The following is an 18,001-nucleotide window of genomic DNA, read 5'->3' on the forward strand; positions in this document are numbered from 1 at the left end:
GAACTGCTTACAGATGGTGGAGGTGGGCGGAATTGAACCGCCGTCCGAAGGCACTCCATCCCCAGCACTACATGCTTAGCTCACCGTTGGATCTCGTCCCCGAACAGCACGGTGCGCAAAGCGCATCCGGGAACCAGCCTGTTGTGTTCTAGTGCCGGACTGACAGGCAGCCATCCAGCGCGATTCCATGATAGTGACTCTACACCGCGAGCATGGACACAAGCGGTTTCGAGGCTTAGGCCTTAAGCGGCCAGAGCGTAGTTGTCGTCGTTGGCAACTAGAGTTTTGCAGCTGGATTTACGAGGAAAGCTACCCCCTCGGCATGCGCCAGGCGACTTCACAACCCCCGTCGAAACCAATGCACCCCCGGCTTCTTCAAGTTCTGCAAGGTACAAGGCCTGTTACGTGTCGCCACGGCCAGTGCCTGCCCAACGCTGCCAATGCTACGCCAAAACAGCTGAACAGTCACCGTGGCAATCCACAACATGTTGTAGAGCCAGTGGCATAGCGGATTGGTAACGTCATTGGCACGAATTTGCGACACACTGGCGGCGACCATCCGGGCCAGGACAGACACGGAGACTGTGGGTGACCGATGCAAGCCAACAACGCAGCCTGCGGCAGCTGATCGGGCCGGTCGGTGCCGACTACCAGCGACGCGCCCTGCCGCCCGGCTGGGTCTGGGTGGTGCTGGCGGTGTCGCTTGCGGCCACCGCGCTGACCGAGCTGCCGGCGACTGCGGCCGCGGCATTGGTGGCCAGTGCGGTGGTTGTGCACTGGTCGCAGCGCGGTCGCATCCATTGGCTGGGCTGGCGCCTGCCGGGTCTGGCCGTGTTGGCGGCCCTGCTGTGGGGGCCGGAAGTGCTGTCGCAATGGTTCGAGCACGGGCTGGCCGTGGTCCTGATGTCGCTGGCCAGCCTCAGCATCGGCGTGCATGTATGGCAGGCGCGACAGATGGCGCGGCAGCTCCAGGGCGCGGCCGATTCGCTGGATGACGCCCAGCTGCTGGCCCTGCTGCCGGCCGACGCGGCCCAGCTGGCGCAGCGGTGGCGCGCCGGCGATGACCGGCATGCGCCGGAACTGGCAGTGGTGATGCACCTGGCCGTGATGCACGCGGCGCTGGCACCGCGCATGCGCGGGCAGGGCGTGCTGGCAGGGTGATCGGTCGGCGGCTTCTACAGCCGCCGTGGTCAGGAGCCTGGCAACGCCTTGCGCAGGTAGATCCGCTCGTGCCCGGGCGGGCAATCGGGCAGCCGCCCATAGACGGTGTAGCCCTGCCGCAGGTAGAAAGCTTCGGCCTGCCAGTCGAAGGTATCCAGCATCACGTTGCGGGCGCCAAGCTGGCGCGCGGCGGCTTCTGCTTCCGCCAGCAGGCGCTGGCCGATGCCTTGCCCGCGCAGTTCCGGATCCACCCACAGCACATGTACCTGCAGCCAGCCGGCACAGACGTCGGCCAGCACACCACCGCGCAGCGCGCCGTGCTCGTCATGCCAGGCCAGGCGGACTGGAGTCTCATCGAGTGAATCGCCGCCGTGGGCCTGGTTGAAGGCCAGCAGGCGCGCGCACAACGTGCGCGTTTCATCGGCGCTGGCAGTCACCATGGCGCCGATGGGGGCGGTCATGCGTCGCGGTTGCCGCGACGCATCACACGCTGCTTCTCGATCGCCCAGTCGCGGTCCTTGGCGGCATCGCGCTTGTCGTGGGTCTGCTTGCCCTTGGCCAGCGCGACTTCGAGCTTGATCTTGTTCTTGCTCCAGTACATCGCAGTGGGCACGATCGTGTAGCCATCGCGCTCGACCTTGCCGACCAGCTTGTCGATCTCGCTCCGGTGCAGCAGCAGCTTGCGCTCGCGCCGGTCATTGGCCACCACGTGGGTGGAGGCCTGGATCAACGGGGTGATCTGCGCGCCGATCAGGAAGATCTCGCCGTGCTTCACATAGGCGTAGGCGTCGATGATGTTGCCGCGGCCAGCGCGGATCGACTTCACCTCCCAGCCCTGCAGGGCCAGGCCGGCCTCGAAGCGCTCTTCGATGTGGTACTCGTGGCGGGCACGCTTGTTCAACGCGATGGTTTTGTTGGCCGTCGCGCTCTTTGCTTTATCCTTGCCGCTGTTCTTGCTCATTTCCGTATTGTCTCCGATTCGGGCCCGCCCGGTCGATTGCCGAAACGTCCTGTATTCATGCCTACTATCCGCCGCAGCGCCCTGGTCGAACATTCGGCCGCGCGCATGTTCGACCTGGTCAACGACGTCCAGGCCTATCCGCGCCGTTTCCGCTGGTGCTCGGCTGCCCAGATCCTGGAGCAGGGCGAGGACCGCCTGGTGGCGCGCCTGGACCTGGGCCTGGGCTCGTTCAGTACCTGGTTCCAGACTGAAAACACCCTGCAGCGCCCGCACAGCATCGACATGCAGCTGCGCGATGGCCCGTTCAAGCAGCTGCACGGCCGCTGGGAATTCCATGCGCTGGCCGAGGATGCGTGCAAGGTCACCCTGACCCTGGAGTTCGAACCCAGCTCGCGCCTGCTCGGTCCGGCCCTGGCGATCGGCTTCCAGGGACTGGCCGATCGCATGGTCAATGATTTCGTCCGCGTCGCCGACGAGGGCTGAGCGATGATCGAGGTCGAGGTGGTGCTGGCCTGGCCGGAGCGCGTGCTGTCGCGCCACCTGCAGCTGGAAGAGGGAGCGACCGTGGCCGACGCCATCGCCGCCGCTGCGCTGGAAGGTAGTGCCGACTGTCCGGCCGCCGCGGTGCATGGCGTGCTGGCCCGTCCACAGCAGGCGCTGCTGGACGGGGACCGCATCGAGCTGCTGCGCCCGCTGCTGGCCGACCCCAAGGACAACCGCCGGCGTCGCGCGCTCGGCGGTTGATCCCGGCAACCCGTCCCTGCGGACGGGCAGGCCTCAGCGGCCCTTCTTCTTCTTGTCCTTCGGCAGGTTGCGGCCGAACTGGCGCACCGTCTGCTGGGCCAGGGCCTTGTCGTTGCCCGGGAAGTAGTCGCCTTCCCAGCGGGTAACGGCGTCATTCTCGAAGAACACCACGAAGTTCTTCACTTCGGTGCGGCCGAGGCGGTTCACGCGCTGGCTGGAGGTGTAGTCCCAGCGCTGGGCGTGGAACGGGTCGGGGATGGACGGGGTGCCCAGCAGCGCGGTGACCTGCTGCTTGCTCTGCCCGACCTGCAGCTTGGCCACGGCATCTTCCCGGATCAGGTTGCCCTGATAGATGGGTTGCTTGTAGATGATGCCGCACCCGGTGGTGGACAGGGCGACGGCGGCGACCAACAGGAGATTGCGCATCGGGACTGGCGGTTGGGGAAATCAAACCGATGATACACTCCCGGCGTGCCACCGCGACCCAATCCGAGGCAGCTGGCGCTAAATCGCCAATGAACGGAGACCTATGGAAACCCACGACCTGCGTAAAGTCGGCCTGAAGGTGACCCATCCGCGGATGCGGATCCTGGCGCTGCTCGAACAGCGCAATGCCCAGCACCACCAGCACCACATGACCGCCGAGGACATCTACCGCCAGCTGCTCGAGCATGGCGACGAGATCGGCCTGGCGACGGTCTACCGGGTGCTGACCCAGTTCGAGGCCGCCGGCCTCGTGCTCAAGCACAATTTCGAGGGTGGCCAAGCCGTTTACGAGCTGGACCGTGGTGGCCACCACGACCATATGGTCGACGTGGACAGCGGCAAGATCATCGAATTCGAAAGCCATGAGATCGAGGAGCTGCAGCGCAAGATCGCGGCCGATCACGGCTATGAGCTGGAAGAACACTCGCTGGTGCTCTACGTGCGCAAGAAGCGCAAGTAGGCCGTTCCGGCCAGCCGCTAGCGACGAAACCCCGGGCTTGCCCGGGGTTTTTCGTTGCCGGGGTCAGGGCCCTTTCCCTTCCAGGAAAGGGGGCCGGCCCCGGGCGCTCTGCGGGGTCGGATCCCTTTGCGCCAGCAAAGGGCTCTGACCCCTTGCAACCGAGCAGGATCTCCAGGTCCACCGCCTCGGCCATCGCCCGGTTGCCGGCATCCCCCGGGTGGAGGTGGTCGCCGGAGTCGTAGGCGGCGGCCATCCGTGACGGATCGGCCGGGTCGCGTAGCGCCGCGTCCAGGTCGATCACCGCGTCGAACGGGCTGTTGCTGCGCAGCCATGCATTGAGCTGTTGGCGCAGGGCCTCCTTGTCCGGGTGGTAGTAGTCGTCCAGCGGCGTGCCGGGCAGGGCGCCCGCGAACGGCATCAGGGTGGCGCCGAATATGCGTAGACCCCGCCGGTGGGCCTGTTCGGCCAGGGCACGATAGCCGGCCTGCAGCTCGGGCAGGCTGGGCCGGGGCTGCGCGCGGGCGAAGGCAGTACCGGGCCAGCCGATGTCGTTGATGCCGATCAGCACGATGACGCTGGCGACGCCGGGCTGGTCCAGTGCGTCACGCCGCAGGCGGGCCAGAACCGACTCGCCCATGCCGTCGCTCAGCAGCCGATTGCCGGAAATGCCCGCGTTGACCACCGCGACGCCGCGCGGTGCCAGACGCGCGGCCAGATGGTCGGTCCAGCGCTGGTCCTGGTCGAGGCTGGCGGTGGCGCCGTCGGTGATCGAGTCGCCAATCACCACCACGCTACGCGCACTGGCGGCGGCCTCGACCTCGATCCCGGTGAGGAACAGGCGTGCGGTAGTGGAACTGGCACCCTGCAGGTCGCGCGCCCGGGCCTGATTGCCGCCGGCGATCCAGCTGGTCTGGCGGCCGTCCCAATGGAACGCCTGCACCGGCGTCGGCCCCGGCACGAAGACGCTGACCTGCAGCGCCTGGTGGTCTTCCGTGGCCACCGCCAGCGGATCGCTCAGCCGTTCCTGACCGGCACCGATCAACACCCCAGGCTGGCCGTCGAAGCTGAGCGGTTGCGGGGTGGCGCCCGCGCCCGCGGCCACGCTGGCCGCCCCGATCCGCAGCGGCTGGGTGCCGTAGGCATTGCTCAGCCGCACCCGCAGCCGGGACCCGCCCAGGCTGATGCGCGCGGTCTGGCGGAAGGTCTGGTCCTGCAGCGTGGCCGGAACCAGGGTCGGGAACAGGAAATCCGCGTCCCAGACCGGTTGCGGGCTGGCCTGCCAGCTGGCGACCCAGTGCGGGGCGGATGCGGCACTGCCGACGCCGGACAGGGCGAGCAGGGCGGTGGCGGTGAGCTGGCTCAAGCGGTTCATCGGGCAATCCAGGTGGGAGGGAACGCCATGGTGATTCCGGGGTCATCTGTGAACTAGACTGCGTATGGACAATCATCTGTGAACTGGATTCATCGCCATGGCGCGACCCGACATCAACCGATCCGGCGAACTGGAAGTGTTCGTGCGGGTGATCGAGACCGGTGGCTTCTCCGCCGCCGCACGCACCCTGGACATGACGCCGTCAGCAGTGAGCAAGCTGGTGGCCCGGCTGGAGCAGCGGCTGGGTACGCGCCTGCTGCAACGCTCCACCCGCCAGCTGCAGCTGACCCCGGAAGGCTGCGCGTTCTACGAGCGCGGCCTGCGCGTGCTGGCCGACCTGGAGGAGGCCGAGCGCTGTGCCAGTGCCCATGCCGAGCCGCGCGGACGGCTGCGGGTAAACTCCAACGTGCCGTTCGGCCAGCATTTCCTGCTGCCGCTGCTGCCGGCATTCCTCGAACGCAACCCGCAGGTAGGCGTGGACCTGACCCTCAATGACGAGGTGATCGACCTGCTTGAGCAGCGCACCGACGTGGCGGTGCGGGCCGGTCCACTGAAGAGCTCCAGCCTGGTGGCGCGGCGGCTGGGTGCGACGCGGATGATGATCGTGGCTGCACCGGCCTACGCGCAGCGGCACGGGCTGCCACGCACTGCCGAGGAGCTGCAGTCGCACAACCGGTTGGATATCGGCCATGCGCGCGCGATGCAGGGCTGGCCATTGTTGCAGGACGGGCGCGAACGCATGCTGCTGCCCAGTGGCAACGCGCGCGCCAGCAACGGCGATGCGCTGCGCCAGCTGGTGCTGGGTGGGCTGGGCATGGCGCGGCTGGCAGCATTCCAGGTGCAGCAGGACATTGCCGCCGGGCGCTTGCTGCCGGTGCTGGAGGACGCCAATCCCGGTGACCTGGAAGAGGTGCACGCGGTGTTCCTGGGGCAGGGCGGCTACCTGCCGCTGCGGGTGCGCGCGTTTCTTGATTTCCTGGTGGAGAGCGTCGATCTGACGCAGCCACAGGGGTAGTGCCGGCCGCTGGCCGGCAACCTCATGATCTTCATCCACCCGCATCGGGGTGCCGGCCAGCGGCCGGCACTACCTTGCGGAAGCCGAGCCAATGCTCGGCTCGGCCGGCGTTACACCTGCAGCAGCTTGCGTGCGGCGGCGCGCGCTTCCTTGCTCACTTCCACGCCGCCGAGCATGCGCGCCAGTTCTTCCTCGCGCGCCTTGCTGTCCAGCTTTTCCACTGCGCTCTGGGTCATGCCTTCCACCGGGGCCTTGCTGACCCGGTAATGGGCATGGCCCTTCGAGGCGACCTGCGGCAGGTGGGTCACGCACAGCACCTGGCGCTTCTCGCCAAGGGCGCGCAGCTTCTGGCCGACGATGTCCGCCACCGCGCCACCGATGCCGGAGTCGACTTCGTCGAACACCATGGTCGGCACTGCATCCAGGTCCAGCGCGGCCACTTCGATGGCCAGCGAGATGCGCGACAGTTCGCCACCCGAGGCCACCTTGCGCAGGGCACGCGGTGGCTGTCCGGCATTGGCCGCCACCAGGAATTCCACGCGCTCGGCACCCTGCGGGTCGGGCTTGCCGGCGTCCTGCGGTTCCAGCTCGATCAGGAACTGGCCGCCGCCCATGCCCAGCTCGGCGATGATGCCGGTGGTGGTGGCCGACAGCTCGGCAGCGGCGGCGCGGCGGCTGGCGGTCAGCAGCCCGGCCTGCACGCGCCACGCCGCAGCGGCCTTGTCGATCTCGCCGGCGAGGCGCTGCAGGCGTTCGTCAGCCCCACGCAGCTGTTCCACTTCGGCGTGCATGCGCTCGCGCTGCGCGCCCAGTTCGTCCATCGGCACACGGTGTTTGCGGGCCAGGTCGTGCAGGCGGCCGAGGCGACGCTCGTTCTCCTCGAACTGTTCCGGGTCGGCGTCGAGGTCGTCATGCACGCGGTCCAGCAGCGACAGGGCTTCGTGCAGCTGGATCGAGGCGTTTTCGATCAGGCCGTCGACCTCGCCCAGGCGCGGGTCGTGTTCGATCAGGCGCGACAGCTCGTGGCGCACCTGCTGCAGCAGGTCCAGCGCGGAACTGCCGTCGTCGCCATTGAGCTGGTTGCTGGCCGCCTGGCAGGCACTCAGCAGGGCACTGGCATGGGCCTGGCGGCGGTGGCTGGCGCCGAGTGCGGCAATCGATTCGGGTTCCAGATCCTCGCGGTCCAGTTCGCGCAGCTGGTGCTCCAGGAAGCCGATCCGGTCACTGACGTCGCCCTGCTGCGACAGCGCCAGCGATTCATCGACCAGCGCCTGCCAGGCCGCAGCGGCGCGGCGCACCTGGCGGCGCTCGTCCTCGTTGCCGGCATAGGCATCCAGCAGGGCCAGCTGCGAAGGGCGCGTCAGCAGGGCCTGCTGCTCGTGCTGGCCGTGGATCTCCACCAGCAGCGAGGCCAGGTCGCCCAGCTGCGCCAGGGTCACCGGGCGGCCGTTGATCCAGGCCCGCGAGCCGCCATCGGCACGGATCACGCGGCGCAGCTGGCACTGCTCCTCGTCGTCCAGCTCGTTGTCGGCCAGCCACTGGCGCGCGGCCTGCAGCTGGTCCAGCGCGAACTCGGCCGACAGCTCGGCGCGCGCGGCGCCGTGGCGGACCACGCCGCTGTCGGCGCGCAGGCCGGACAGGAAGCCCAGCGCGTCGACCATCAGTGACTTGCCGGCGCCGGTCTCGCCTGAAACCACGGTCATGCCTGGCCCGAACTCCAGTTCGGTGGCGCGGACGACGGCGAAATCCTTGATCGAAAGATGTCTGAGCATGGGTAAGGGGGTGTCAGCAGCCGCGCAACGCTAGCACGCGGGCGCGGGAGGTCCAATGACTTGCCAAGGTGATCCGCCGCCATTATCTAGTGTCCGTGTCTCACAGGTTGATTCCATGCACGGTTCTCCCGACCAGCTTGCCCCGCGTGCGCGCCATCTGCTGCGCACGCTGATCGCGCGTTACATCCAGGACGGTGAGCCGGTCGGCTCGCAGACGCTGGCGCGCGTGGCCGGGCTGGAGGTCAGTCCGGCCACCATCCGCAACATCCTGGGTGACCTGGAAGACCTGGGGCTGCTGGCTTCGCCGCACACCTCGGCCGGGCGCGTCCCGACCGCACATGGCTACCGGGTGTTCGTCGACAGCCTGCTGCAGATGCAGCCGCCGGGCGAAGGCGAGCTGGCCCGGCTGCGCCAGGAACTGGCCGGCGGCGGCAGCACCCAGGCCCTGCTTGGCAGCGCCTCGGAGCTGCTGTCGGCGATGAGCCACTTCGTCGGCGTGGTCAGCGCCCCGCGGCGCGAGCAGTTCGCGTTCCGCCAGATCGATTTCGTGGCGCTGGACGGGCGCCGGGTGCTGGCGATCCTGGTGTTCGCCGACAACGAGGTGCAGAACCGGGTCATCGAGACCCGCCAGGAGTTCGCGCCGGGCCAGCTGGAACAGGTCGCCAACTACCTCAACGCGCATTTCGCCGGCCTGCCGATGGCCGAGATCCGCACCCGCCTGCTGCTGGAACTGCGTGATGCCCGTTCGGAGCTGGAGCAGCTGCTGGCGCACAGCATCGAGCTGGCCGAGCAGGCCCTGCAGCCGGCGGCCGATGACATGCTGGTGGCCGGCCAGACCCGCCTGATGGGGGTGCAGGACCTGTCCGACCTGGAGCGGCTGCGCGAGCTGTTCGAGCTGTTCTCCAGCAAGCGGGAGATCCTGCAGCTGCTGGAGCGGACCATCCAGGCGCCCGGCGTGCGCATCTTCATCGGCGAGGAGACCGGGATGATGCCGCTGCAGGGCGTCTCGCTGGTCACTGCCCCTTACACGGCCAATGGCCAGGTGCTGGGCGTGCTGGGCGTGATCGGCCCCAAGCGGATGGCCTACGACCGGATGATCCCGCTGGTCCAGGCTACTGCCGATGTACTCGGCGCGGCGTTTTCGCCAGCCGGGCGCACTCCTGGAACATCCGACGCTTGAAACGCAGCATCCCGCCCACACTAGGGTGGGTGGAGGCGGAGACTGACCGCCAGGGACCCAGACATGAACCACGAACATCCAGATATCGAATCCCAGCAGACTGCCGCCGATGCGGCCGCCGCCGCCGGCGTCAACGACGAAGTGGAGCGCCTGCGCGCCGAGGTCGAGCAGATCAAGGCCGATGCGCTGCGTGAGCGCGCCGACCTCGAGAACCAGCGCAAGCGCGTTGCCCGTGACATCGAGCAGGCCCGCAAGTTCGCCAACGAGAAGCTGCTGGGCGAGCTGCTGCCGGTGTTCGACAGCCTGGATGCCGGCTTGAAGGCGGCCGGCGATGACCCGCATCCGCTGCGCGAGGGCCTGGAGCTGACCTACAAGCAGCTGCTGAAGGTTGCCGCCGACAACGGGCTGGTCCTGCTGGACCCGATCGGCCAGCCGTTCAACCCGGAACACCACCAGGCCATCAGCCAGGTGCCGGCCCCAGACGCCGCCCCGGGCAGCGTGGTGACCGTGTTCCAGAAGGGTTACCTGCTCAACGAGCGCCTGCTGCGGCCGGCGCTGGTGGTGGTGGCCGCCGACTGACCCCTCCAGGGCCGGAAGGCGGGAATGTCCCGTCACCCGGCCCGACGCTGAACGCGCCGGGCGACCGGAAACACAGCGTTCGGGAGATGGCTTGAATGTTCCACGAGCCTCCCCCACATCGTATTCATCCACCGGCCGAACGGCCGGACTGACCCCAACAAGCATCCTCAGGAGTCTCCCCCATGGGCAAGATCATTGGTATCGACCTCGGCACCACCAACTCGTGCGTGGCGATCATGGACGGCGGCAAGGCCCGCGTCATCGAGAATTCGGAAGGCGATCGCACCACCCCGTCGATCGTCGCCTACACCAAGGACGGCGAAGTCCTGGTGGGCGCCTCGGCCAAGCGCCAGGCCGTCACCAACCCGAAGAACACCTTCTACGCGGTGAAGCGCCTGATCGGCCGCAAGTTCACCGACGCCGAAGTGCAGAAGGACATCGCCCACGTCCCGTACAGCATCCTGGCCCATGACAACGGCGATGCCTGGGTGGCCACCAGCGACGGCAAGAAGATGGCGCCGCAGGAAATCTCGGCCAAGGTGCTGGAAAAGATGAAGAAGACCGCCGAGGACTTCCTCGGTGAGAAGGTCACCGAAGCGGTCATCACCGTGCCGGCCTACTTCAACGACAGCCAGCGCCAGGCGACCAAGGACGCCGGCCGCATCGCCGGCCTGGACGTCAAGCGCATCATCAACGAGCCGACCGCGGCCGCGCTGGCCTATGGCCTGGACAAGGGCGACAACAAGGATCGCAAGATCGTGGTGTACGACCTGGGCGGCGGCACCTTCGACGTCTCGGTGATCGAGATCGCCAACGTTGACGGCGAGAAGCAGTTCGAAGTGCTGGCCACCAACGGCGACACCTTCCTGGGCGGCGAAGACTTCGACAACCGCGTCATCGAGTACCTGGTTGAAGAATTCAACAAGGACCAGGGCATCGACCTGCGCAAGGATCCGCTGGCCCTGCAGCGCCTGAAGGACGCTGCCGAGCGCGCCAAGATCGAGCTGTCCAGCGCCCAGCAGACCGAAGTGAACCTGCCGTACGTCACCGCTGACGCCTCGGGTCCGAAGCACCTGAACATCAAGCTGACCCGCGCCAAGCTGGAAGCGCTGGTGGAAGACCTGATCAAGAAGTCGATCGAGCCGTGCCGCGTCGCCCTGAACGATGCCGGCCTGCGTTCGAGCGACATCAGCGAAGTGATCCTGGTCGGTGGCCAGACCCGCATGCCGAAGGTGCAGCAGGCGGTGACCGAGTTCTTCGGCAAGGAACCGCGCAAGGACGTCAACCCGGACGAAGCCGTGGCACTGGGCGCTGCGATCCAGGGCGGCGTGCTGGGCGGCGACGTCAAGGACGTGCTGCTGCTGGACGTGACCCCGCTGTCGCTGGGTATCGAAACCATGGGCGGCGTGTTCACCAAGATCATCGAGAAGAACACCACCATCCCGACCAAGGCCTCGCAGGTGTTCTCCACCGCCGAGGACAACCAGTCGGCCGTGACCGTGCACGTGCTGCAGGGTGAGCGCGAGCAGGCCCGCTTCAACAAGTCGCTGGCCAAGTTCGACCTGTCCGGCATCGAGCCGGCCCCGCGTGGCCTGCCGCAGGTGGAAGTGTCCTTCGACATCGACGCCAACGGCATCCTGCACGTGTCGGCCAAGGACAAGAAGACCAACAAGGAACAGAAGGTCGAGATCAAGGCCGGTTCGGGCCTGTCCGAGGAAGAGATCGCACGCATGGTCGCCGACGCGGAAGCCAACCGCGAAGAAGACAAGAAGTTCCAGGAGCTGGTGCAGGCCCGCAATCAGGCCGATGCCCTGATCCACGGCACCCGCAGTGCCATCACCGAGCACGGCAGCAAGGTCGGCGGCGATGTCATCGGCAAGGTCGAGGCGGCCCTGGCCGACCTGGAAACCGCGATGAAGGGTGACGACAAGGCACAGATCGAAGCCAAGTCGAAGGTGCTGGAGGAAGCCGGCCAGTCGCTGTTCGCCGCTGCTTCGGCCGACCAGGGCGGTGCCCCGGGTGCCGACGCCGGCAACGCCGGCAAGGCGCAGGACGACGTGGTCGACGCCGAGTTCACCGAAGTCAAGGACGACAAGAAGTCCTGATCCGGACCGACACGGGACGCTGGCCATCAGCGTCCCGTTGTCGCATCAGGGTCCTGACCGCCCACCGGCGTGTCGGGGCGCCCGACGCAAGAGCGGACCTGGTTCCGCTCTTCCGCTTTGACGAATCCCGACTTTCCGGAACCAGATTCACCATATGAGCAAGCGCGATTACTACGAAGTGCTGGGCGTTGCCCGCACCGCCACCGACGACGAGCTGAAGAAGGCCTACCGTCGCTGTGCGATGAAGTTCCACCCGGACCGCAACCCGGGTGATGCGGCGGCCGAAGCCTCCTTCAAGGAGTGCAAGGAAGCCTACGAAGTGCTGTCCGATGGCAACAAGCGCCGCATGTACGACAGCCACGGCCACGCCGCGTTCGAGCACGGCATGGGCGGTGGTGGTCCGGGCGGCCCGGACATGAACGATATCTTCGGCGATATCTTCGGCAACATTTTTGGCGGGGGCGGCGGTGGGCCGCGCCAGGCCCGTCGCGGCGCCGACATCGGCTACGTGATGGAGCTGGACCTGGAAGAAGCGGTACGCGGCGTTGAGCGCCGCATCGAGATCCCGACCCTGGCCGAGTGCGGCGACTGCGATGGCAGTGGCTCCGAAGACGGCAAGGTCGAAACCTGCAATGTGTGCCATGGCCGCGGCCAGGTGCGCATCCAGCGCGGCATCTTCGCCATGCAGCAGGCCTGCCACAACTGCGGCGGCCGTGGCCAGATCATCGCCAAGCCCTGCAAGACCTGCCACGGCAACGGCCGTGTCGAGGAAGACAAGGTGCTGTCGGTGAAGGTGCCGGCGGGCGTCGATACCGGCGACCGCATCCGCCTGCAGGGTGAAGGTGAGGCGGGTCCGGCCGGTACGCCGCCGGGTGACCTGTACGTGGAAGTGCGCGTGCGCGAGCATGCGATCTTCCAGCGCGATGGCGACGACCTGCACTGCGAAGTGCCGATCCGCATCTCGCAGGCAGCGCTTGGCGACACCGTACGCGTGGCGACCCTCGGCGGCGAAGCGGAAATCCGCATCCCGGCCGAGACCCAGACCGGCAAGCTGTTCCGCCTGCGTGGCAAGGGCGTGCGTTCGGTGCGCAGCCGCAGCGAGGGCGACCTGTACTGCCGCGTGGTGGTGGAGACCCCGGTCAACCTCACCAACGAACAGCGCAAGCTGCTGGAGCAGTTCGAAGCCACCTTTGTCGGCGAGGAAGCACGCAAGCATTCGCCGAAGTCGGCGACGTTCATGGATGGCGTGAAGGGCTTCTGGGACCGGATGACGTCCTGAGTTTTTCAACCGAAGCGTTGAGCGGTAGCGCCGGGTCATGCCCGGCGTTTTCGTTTGCGATCAGCGGAAAAACGCCGCGGGCGTCTGCCCCAGTTGGCGTTTGAACATGCTGGTGAACGCGCTGGGGCTGTCGTAGCCCATCGCCAGCGCCACATCGATGACCTTGTCGCCGACTGCCAGCCGCTCCAGGGCGGCCAGCAGGCGCGCCTGCTGCCGCCACTGCCCGAAGGTCATGCCCAGTTCGCCGGCGAAATGGCGCTGGATGGTCTTCACGTCCACCTGCAGGGCCTGGGCCCAGTCCTGCAGCGTGGCGTCGTCGGCGGGATGCTTCTGGATGTGCTGGCAGATCCTCTGCAGGCGCGGGTCGGTGGGCGAGGGCAGGTGCAGCGGCAGCACGTCCATGCGGTGCAGCTCGTCCAGCAGCAGGCGCACCACGCGACCGTCGCGGCTGTCGTCCACGTGCGCGGACTCGATCAGGCTGGCCGCCAGCAGTAGTTCGCGCAGCAGCGGCGCCACCTGTACTGCGAACGCCCCATCCGGCAGTTGCGGTGCAAAGTCCGGTTCCACGTACAGGCTGCGCATGTGCACCTCGGCGATGCAGTCCACCGCATGCACCATGCCGGCCGGAACCCAGATCGCGCGGGTGGAGGGCACGACCCAGCGGCCACCGTCCGCGCGCACCACCATCAGGCCGGACATGGCGAAGACCAGTTGGTGACGGCGATGCCGGTGTGGCGCGATGTGGGTACCGGGCGGGTAGTGCCGGGCGCGGCTGGTCACCGGGCGGTGTACCGGCACTTCGTTCCACGGCGCGGTCTCGCGGATCGGGCAGGGAGTGTCCTTTTTGCGATAGGCCATGACCCGAACGCGGCAGAAGGGAGTGGGGGCCCACCGTAGCATGCGTGGCTCGCCCCCAACCTGACTGTGTCCATGTCGACCCTGGCTTCTCCCGCAACGACCTCACGCCCGGTGGCTCCCGGCGTGCTGGCCGCCATCTCCACCTCCCATGTCGTCAACGACATGATGCAGTCGCTGATCCTGGCCATCTATCCGGTGATCAAGGGCGGCTTCAACCTCAGCTTCACCCAGATCGGCCTGATCACGCTGACCTACCAGCTCACCGCGTCGATCTTCCAGCCGTTGATCGGCATGGCCACCGACCGCCGCCCGGCACCGTACTCGCTGCCGATCGGCATGGCCTCGACCCTGTGCGGCATGCTGCTGCTCGGCTTTGCGCCGAACTACGCGGTGGTGCTGATGGCTGCGGCGATGGTCGGCATTGGTTCGGCCATCTTCCACCCGGAGGCCTCGCGCATCGCCCGGCTGGCCTCGGGCGGTCGCCATGGCTTCGCGCAGTCGGTGTTCCAGGTGGGTGGCAACTTCGGTACCGCGCTGGGGCCGTTGATCGCTGCGGCCGTGATCGTGCCGTATGGCCAGCGTGCCGCATCATGGTTTGCCGGCGCCGCGCTGATCGGCATCGCGCTGCTGACCTATGTTGGCCGCTGGTATGCACTGCACCTGGGCACACCGCGTCCGGCCAACACCGCGTCTATGGCCCCGCGGCATTCGTCGCGCACCGTGGCCAAGGTGCTGGCGATCCTGCTGGTGCTGATCTTCAGCAAGTACTTCTACATGGCCAGCATCGGCAGCTACTTCACCTTCTACCTGATCCACCACTTCGGCATTCCGGTGGCACAGGCGCAACTGCATCTGTTCGCGTTCCTGGTGGCGTCTGCCGCCGGTGGTTTCCTCGGCGGCCCGCTGGGTGACCGCATCGGCCGCAAGCCGATCATCTGGACCTCGATCCTCGGCGTGGCCCCGTTCGCGCTGATGCTGCCGCACGCCGATCTGCTATGGACCACAGTGCTGGCAGTGCTGATCGGCTTCGTGCTCTCCTCGGCGTTCTCGGCCATCGTGGTGTACGCGCAGGAGATGATGCCGCACCGCATCGGCATGGTGTCCGGCCTGTTCTTCGGCTTTGCATTCGGCATGGGCGGGCTTGGCGCGGCCGTGCTGGGCATGCTGGCAGACAGGACCAGCATTGAATTCGTCTATCAGCTGACCGCGTTCCTGCCACTGCTCGGCATCGTCGCGGCGTGGCTGCCGCCATCGCGGCCTGCTGCTCACTGAGGGGGTTGGGTTTGCAGGGCTTGCAGCCCTGCACCTGCAGAGGCAACGTCAACAGCAGAAGCGGGCTATCCGTGGGTTGGCGGGGTGGGTCCGGTTGCAGGGGACGCCGTAAACCCATCCCTGGGGGCTTGGCCGCGGCATCCATGCCGCGGACACCCCTGCAACCGGACCCACCCCGCCTTCGACAGTTTCCTGCGATCCGTCGGAACGGCTCTTGGGGTCAGATCCGTTTTCCGAAGGAAAACGGATCTGACCCCGATTTATTTCGGTATCCCACAGATGTGCCGACCAACGGTCGGCACCCACCAACAGTCGCGGGAATCTGTCAGAAGCGGGGCGGTGTGGGTGGGCAGGACCGTTGGCGCCATGGATGGCGCCATCGAGCCCCCATGGGTGAGGGCGCTTCGCTTGCGAAGCACTGCTTCGCAAGCGCCCGAACGCACAGCCGCCAGCGGCTGGGCCGGACCCCGGAGGGGGGTTTACGGCGTGTCCTGACCACCCACACCGCCCCGCCATCCCACGGAATGCGGTTCTTGATCTTGCTTCGGCTTCGCCTTCGGCAGGTGCAGGGCTGCAAGCCCTGCCGAAAACTCCCTTGGGCGTAGAATGCGGCCATGAGCGAATCCCTTGATAACCACCTGGTCCACGGCCGCCGCCAGCGGCCGGATGGGCCGTCGCCGATCGATGTCATCTCGGTCCAGTCGCAACTTGTGTACGGCCACGCCGGCAACAGTGCCGCCGTCCCGCCGATGCGCGCACTGGGCGTGCGCGTCGCCGAAATCCCGACCGTGCTGCTGAGCAATGCGCCGTTCTACGACACTACGCGGGGCCGCGTGCTGCCCGCCGACTGGTTTGCCGACCTGCTGCTGGGTACCCACGAGCGTGGCCTGCCGCAGCGGGCGAAGATGCTGGTGTCCGGTTACTTCGGCAGCACCGCCAACGGTGCGGCCTTCGCCGACTGGCTGGACAACATCCTGCCGGCCTGCCCACAGCTGCGTTACTGCCTGGACCCGGTGATCGGTGATACCCATACCGGACCCTACGTGGAACCGGGCCTGGAAGCGATCTTCGCCGAGCGCCTGCTGCCCCACGCCTGGCTGGTGACGCCCAATGCCTTCGAACTGAATCGCCTGACCGGCATGCCGGCACTGGCCGAGGCCGATGCCATCGCCGCCGCGCGCACGCTGCTGGATCGTGGCCCGCACTGGGTGATCGCGCACAGCGTAGGCGGCAACCCGGGTGAGCTGGTCACCCTGGCGGTCGGGCACGAGGAAACCTGGCGCTGGACCTCACCGCTGCTGCCGGTGGACGTGGCCGGTACCGGTGACGTGCTGATGTCGCTGGTGGTGTCGTTCCTGCTGCGCGGTGAGTCGATGCAGCAGGCGATTTCGCGCGCGATTGCCGGCACCCATGCGGCGCTGGAGGCGACCCTGGACAACGGCTTCGAGGAGTTCGACGTGATCGCTGCCGCGCCGGCGGCGCTGGCCGAAGGAACGCGCTTCCGCGCTGAACGCGTGGCATGAGCGGCCTGGATCCACGCACGCCGCGCACGGTCGGCATCGTCGGCAGTGCTGGTGCCTATGGGCGCTGGCTGTGCCGCTTCTTCCAGCAGCACCTGCAGCTGCAGGTGATCGGCCATGACCCGGCCGACCCGGACTCGCACACGCCGGAACACCTGCTGGCGCAGGCCGATGTACTGGTGTTCTCGGCACCGATCCGGCACACGCCGGCGTTGATCGCCGAGTACGTGCGGCAATCGGCGGGCCGCGAGCAGGGCAGGCTGTGGCTGGATGTGACCTCGGTAAAGGAGGCACCGGTGCAGGCGATGCTGGCCTCGCAGGCCGAAGTGGTCGGACTGCACCCGATGACCGCGCCACCCAAGGCGCCGACCCTGAAGGGGCGGGTGATGGTGGTCTGCGAAGCGCGGCTGCAGCACTGGCGGGCATGGGTCGATACGCTGTGCACCGCGCTGCAGGCCGAGTGCGTGCGCGCGACGCCGCAGCACCACGACCAGATGATGGCGCTGGTGCAGGCGATGGTGCATGCCACCCACCTGGCGCAGGCAGGCGTGCTGCGCCAGTACCAGCCGCAGCTGGGCGATCTGGCCGCGATGATGCCGTACCGTTCGGCGTCGTTCGAGCTGGACACGGCGATCATCTCGCGCATCCTGTCGCTGAATCCGGCGATCTACGAAGACATCCAGTTCGGCAACCCGTACGTGGCGCCGATGCTGGAGCGGCTGGTGGGGCAGCTGCAGGCCCTGCAGGTGCAGGTCGGACAGGGCGACGACGGCGCACGGGCTGCATTCCGTGAGCAGCTGCTGTCAGCCAATCGCAGTGCCTTCGGCGAGCAGGCCCTGGCGGATGGCAACTACACGTTCGAACGCGTGGGGTATCTGCTGGCCGATCTGACCGAGCGCAACGCGCTGTCGGTGCACCTGCCGGAGGACCGGCCTGGCTCGCTGCGCGAGCTGTTGAACGTGTTCGAGCAGCATGGCATCAGCCTGGCTTCGATCCATTCCTCGCGCACGCCCGGCGGTGAAGTGCACTTCCGCATCGGATTCGTGGCCGGCAGCGATCCGGCGGCGATCACCCGGGCCGCGGCCGACGTGGACGCCAGCGGCATCGGACGGGTGCTGGGCTGAATTCATCCACAGGCGGTGTGGATGGTTTCTGAGCAAACGTGTGGATAACCCTGCGCAGCCCTTGTCAGGAAAGGCTGTCAAGATGCTTGGTGAAAAATTGATCACGCCTTCTT

General features: G+C 67.3%; 17 protein-coding genes, 1 other RNA gene and 1 pseudogene. 12 read left to right on the forward strand and 7 right to left on the reverse strand.

The annotated features are described in order from the left end of the window. Positions 1 to 14 precede the first annotated feature (14 nt). Positions 15 to 368, reverse strand: a transfer-messenger RNA (tmRNA) gene (ssrA, locus tag AC5P7I_RS10800). A gap of 220 nt (positions 369 to 588) precedes the next feature. On the opposite strand from ssrA, the gene AC5P7I_RS10805 reads away from it, so the two are divergent. Further along, positions 589 to 1,161, forward strand: a complete 573-nt coding sequence (locus AC5P7I_RS10805) for a hypothetical protein (RefSeq protein ID WP_262087319.1) — start codon at positions 589 to 591, stop codon at positions 1,159 to 1,161. 29 nt (positions 1,162 to 1,190) lie between these two features. On the opposite strand, the gene AC5P7I_RS10810 is transcribed toward AC5P7I_RS10805, so the two are convergent. Together AC5P7I_RS10810 and smpB are read right to left on the reverse strand one after the other, a co-directional pair. After that, positions 1,191 to 1,622, reverse strand: coding sequence for a GNAT family N-acetyltransferase (locus AC5P7I_RS10810; protein WP_046430139.1), 432 nt, complete (start codon positions 1,620 to 1,622; stop codon positions 1,191 to 1,193). Beyond that, positions 1,619 to 2,122 carry an SsrA-binding protein SmpB gene (gene smpB / locus AC5P7I_RS10815; RefSeq protein WP_005409231.1) on the reverse strand — a complete coding sequence of 168 codons (504 nt, stop codon included), beginning with the start codon at positions 2,120 to 2,122 and terminating at the stop codon, positions 1,619 to 1,621. Before smpB ends, AC5P7I_RS10810 begins: the two co-directional genes overlap by 4 nt. A gap of 57 nt (positions 2,123 to 2,179) precedes the next feature. On the opposite strand from smpB, the gene AC5P7I_RS10820 reads away from it, so the two are divergent. Both AC5P7I_RS10820 and AC5P7I_RS10825 read left to right on the forward strand, forming a co-directional pair. Continuing rightward, the gene (locus AC5P7I_RS10820) at positions 2,180 to 2,605 is read left to right on the forward strand and encodes a type II toxin-antitoxin system RatA family toxin (protein WP_032959119.1); all 426 of its coding nucleotides are present in this window, start codon (positions 2,180 to 2,182) and stop codon (positions 2,603 to 2,605) included. 3 nt (positions 2,606 to 2,608) lie between these two features. Then, positions 2,609 to 2,866, forward strand: coding sequence for an RnfH family protein (locus AC5P7I_RS10825; RefSeq protein ID WP_014646806.1), 258 nt, complete (start codon positions 2,609 to 2,611; stop codon positions 2,864 to 2,866). Between the two features lie 33 nt (positions 2,867 to 2,899). On the opposite strand, the gene AC5P7I_RS10830 is transcribed toward AC5P7I_RS10825, so the two are convergent. Next, on the reverse strand, positions 2,900 to 3,292 hold the full coding sequence (locus AC5P7I_RS10830) for an outer membrane protein assembly factor BamE (RefSeq protein WP_014036847.1): 393 nt from the start codon (positions 3,290 to 3,292) through the stop codon (positions 2,900 to 2,902). A 103-nt stretch (positions 3,293 to 3,395) separates the two neighbouring features. On the opposite strand from AC5P7I_RS10830, the gene fur reads away from it, so the two are divergent. Further along, positions 3,396 to 3,812 (forward strand): ferric iron uptake transcriptional regulator, encoded by a 417-nt coding sequence (gene fur, locus AC5P7I_RS10835; RefSeq protein WP_014646807.1) that lies wholly within the window; start codon positions 3,396 to 3,398, stop codon positions 3,810 to 3,812. A 145-nt stretch (positions 3,813 to 3,957) separates the two neighbouring features. On the opposite strand, the pseudogene AC5P7I_RS10840 reads toward fur, so the two are convergent. Then, positions 3,958 to 5,184 (reverse strand): annotated as a pseudogene (locus tag AC5P7I_RS10840) (SGNH/GDSL hydrolase family protein); the annotation flags it as partial. A gap of 97 nt (positions 5,185 to 5,281) precedes the next feature. Here AC5P7I_RS10840 and AC5P7I_RS10845 point away from each other — a divergent pair. Then, positions 5,282 to 6,199 carry a LysR family transcriptional regulator gene (locus AC5P7I_RS10845; RefSeq protein WP_262087321.1) on the forward strand — a complete coding sequence of 306 codons (918 nt, stop codon included), beginning with the start codon at positions 5,282 to 5,284 and terminating at the stop codon, positions 6,197 to 6,199. 110 nt (positions 6,200 to 6,309) lie between these two features. On the opposite strand, the gene recN is transcribed toward AC5P7I_RS10845, so the two are convergent. After that, positions 6,310 to 7,971 (reverse strand): DNA repair protein RecN, encoded by a 1,662-nt coding sequence (recN, locus tag AC5P7I_RS10850; RefSeq protein WP_014646810.1) that lies wholly within the window; start codon positions 7,969 to 7,971, stop codon positions 6,310 to 6,312. Between the two features lie 115 nt (positions 7,972 to 8,086). Here recN and hrcA point away from each other — a divergent pair, with 115 nt between their 5' ends. The 4 genes from hrcA to dnaJ all read left to right on the forward strand — a co-directional run bounded on the left by hrcA (position 8,087) and on the right by dnaJ (position 13,114). Then, positions 8,087 to 9,151, forward strand: a complete 1,065-nt coding sequence (hrcA, locus tag AC5P7I_RS10855; protein WP_010484463.1) for a heat-inducible transcriptional repressor HrcA — start codon at positions 8,087 to 8,089, stop codon at positions 9,149 to 9,151. 63 nt (positions 9,152 to 9,214) lie between these two features. Then, positions 9,215 to 9,730 carry a nucleotide exchange factor GrpE gene (gene grpE, locus AC5P7I_RS10860; RefSeq protein ID WP_014646812.1) on the forward strand — a complete coding sequence of 172 codons (516 nt, stop codon included), beginning with the start codon at positions 9,215 to 9,217 and terminating at the stop codon, positions 9,728 to 9,730. A gap of 182 nt (positions 9,731 to 9,912) precedes the next feature. After that, positions 9,913 to 11,835, forward strand: coding sequence for a molecular chaperone DnaK (gene dnaK, locus AC5P7I_RS10865; RefSeq protein ID WP_032959111.1), 1,923 nt, complete (start codon positions 9,913 to 9,915; stop codon positions 11,833 to 11,835). Between the two features lie 154 nt (positions 11,836 to 11,989). After that, positions 11,990 to 13,114 (forward strand): molecular chaperone DnaJ, encoded by a 1,125-nt coding sequence (gene dnaJ, locus AC5P7I_RS10870; protein WP_014036853.1) that lies wholly within the window; start codon positions 11,990 to 11,992, stop codon positions 13,112 to 13,114. A gap of 60 nt (positions 13,115 to 13,174) precedes the next feature. On the opposite strand, the gene AC5P7I_RS10875 is transcribed toward dnaJ, so the two are convergent. After that, entirely contained in the window at positions 13,175 to 13,972 is a 798-nt protein-coding gene (locus AC5P7I_RS10875; RefSeq protein WP_014646814.1) for an AraC family transcriptional regulator, read from the reverse strand. Between the two features lie 72 nt (positions 13,973 to 14,044). Here AC5P7I_RS10875 and AC5P7I_RS10880 point away from each other — a divergent pair, with 72 nt between their 5' ends. From AC5P7I_RS10880 to AC5P7I_RS10890, 3 genes are all read left to right on the forward strand, one after another. Beyond that, positions 14,045 to 15,244, forward strand: coding sequence for an MFS transporter (locus AC5P7I_RS10880; protein WP_142234593.1), 1,200 nt, complete (start codon positions 14,045 to 14,047; stop codon positions 15,242 to 15,244). Positions 15,245 to 15,858: 614 nt separating this feature from the next. Then, positions 15,859 to 16,767, forward strand: a complete 909-nt coding sequence (pdxY, locus tag AC5P7I_RS10885) for a pyridoxal kinase (RefSeq protein ID WP_014646816.1) — start codon at positions 15,859 to 15,861, stop codon at positions 16,765 to 16,767. Next, positions 16,764 to 17,888, forward strand: coding sequence for a prephenate dehydrogenase (locus AC5P7I_RS10890; protein WP_032960565.1), 1,125 nt, complete (start codon positions 16,764 to 16,766; stop codon positions 17,886 to 17,888). The genes pdxY and AC5P7I_RS10890 overlap by 4 nt, the downstream gene beginning before the upstream one ends. The last annotated feature ends 113 nt before the right edge of the window (positions 17,889 to 18,001 follow it).

The sequence above is a fragment of the Stenotrophomonas sp. YJH_SMC_138 genome (assembly GCF_059369855.1).

What these genes read in the sequence shown, in the direction of transcription:
- AC5P7I_RS10810 (WP_046430139.1), bottom strand. Translation starts at nt 1,622, where the DNA reads ATGACCGCCCCCATCGGCGCCATGGTGACTGCCAGCGCCGATGAAACG.
- AC5P7I_RS10825 (WP_014646806.1), top strand. Translation starts at nt 2,609, where the DNA reads ATGATCGAGGTCGAGGTGGTGCTGGCCTGGCCGGAGCGCGTGCTGTCG.
- AC5P7I_RS10890 (WP_032960565.1), top strand. Translation starts at nt 16,764, where the DNA reads ATGAGCGGCCTGGATCCACGCACGCCGCGCACGGTCGGCATCGTCGGC.
- grpE (WP_014646812.1), top strand. Translation starts at nt 9,215, where the DNA reads ATGAACCACGAACATCCAGATATCGAATCCCAGCAGACTGCCGCCGAT.
- pdxY (WP_014646816.1), top strand. Translation starts at nt 15,859, where the DNA reads ATGAGCGAATCCCTTGATAACCACCTGGTCCACGGCCGCCGCCAGCGG.
- AC5P7I_RS10880 (WP_142234593.1), top strand. Translation starts at nt 14,045, where the DNA reads ATGTCGACCCTGGCTTCTCCCGCAACGACCTCACGCCCGGTGGCTCCC.
- AC5P7I_RS10845 (WP_262087321.1), top strand. Translation starts at nt 5,282, where the DNA reads ATGGCGCGACCCGACATCAACCGATCCGGCGAACTGGAAGTGTTCGTG.
- AC5P7I_RS10830 (WP_014036847.1), bottom strand. Translation starts at nt 3,292, where the DNA reads ATGCGCAATCTCCTGTTGGTCGCCGCCGTCGCCCTGTCCACCACCGGG.
- AC5P7I_RS10875 (WP_014646814.1), bottom strand. Translation starts at nt 13,972, where the DNA reads ATGGCCTATCGCAAAAAGGACACTCCCTGCCCGATCCGCGAGACCGCG.
- recN (WP_014646810.1), bottom strand. Translation starts at nt 7,971, where the DNA reads ATGCTCAGACATCTTTCGATCAAGGATTTCGCCGTCGTCCGCGCCACC.
- hrcA (WP_010484463.1), top strand. Translation starts at nt 8,087, where the DNA reads ATGCACGGTTCTCCCGACCAGCTTGCCCCGCGTGCGCGCCATCTGCTG.
- smpB (WP_005409231.1), bottom strand. Translation starts at nt 2,122, where the DNA reads ATGAGCAAGAACAGCGGCAAGGATAAAGCAAAGAGCGCGACGGCCAAC.
- dnaK (WP_032959111.1), top strand. Translation starts at nt 9,913, where the DNA reads ATGGGCAAGATCATTGGTATCGACCTCGGCACCACCAACTCGTGCGTG.
- fur (WP_014646807.1), top strand. Translation starts at nt 3,396, where the DNA reads ATGGAAACCCACGACCTGCGTAAAGTCGGCCTGAAGGTGACCCATCCG.
- dnaJ (WP_014036853.1), top strand. Translation starts at nt 11,990, where the DNA reads ATGAGCAAGCGCGATTACTACGAAGTGCTGGGCGTTGCCCGCACCGCC.
- AC5P7I_RS10820 (WP_032959119.1), top strand. Translation starts at nt 2,180, where the DNA reads ATGCCTACTATCCGCCGCAGCGCCCTGGTCGAACATTCGGCCGCGCGC.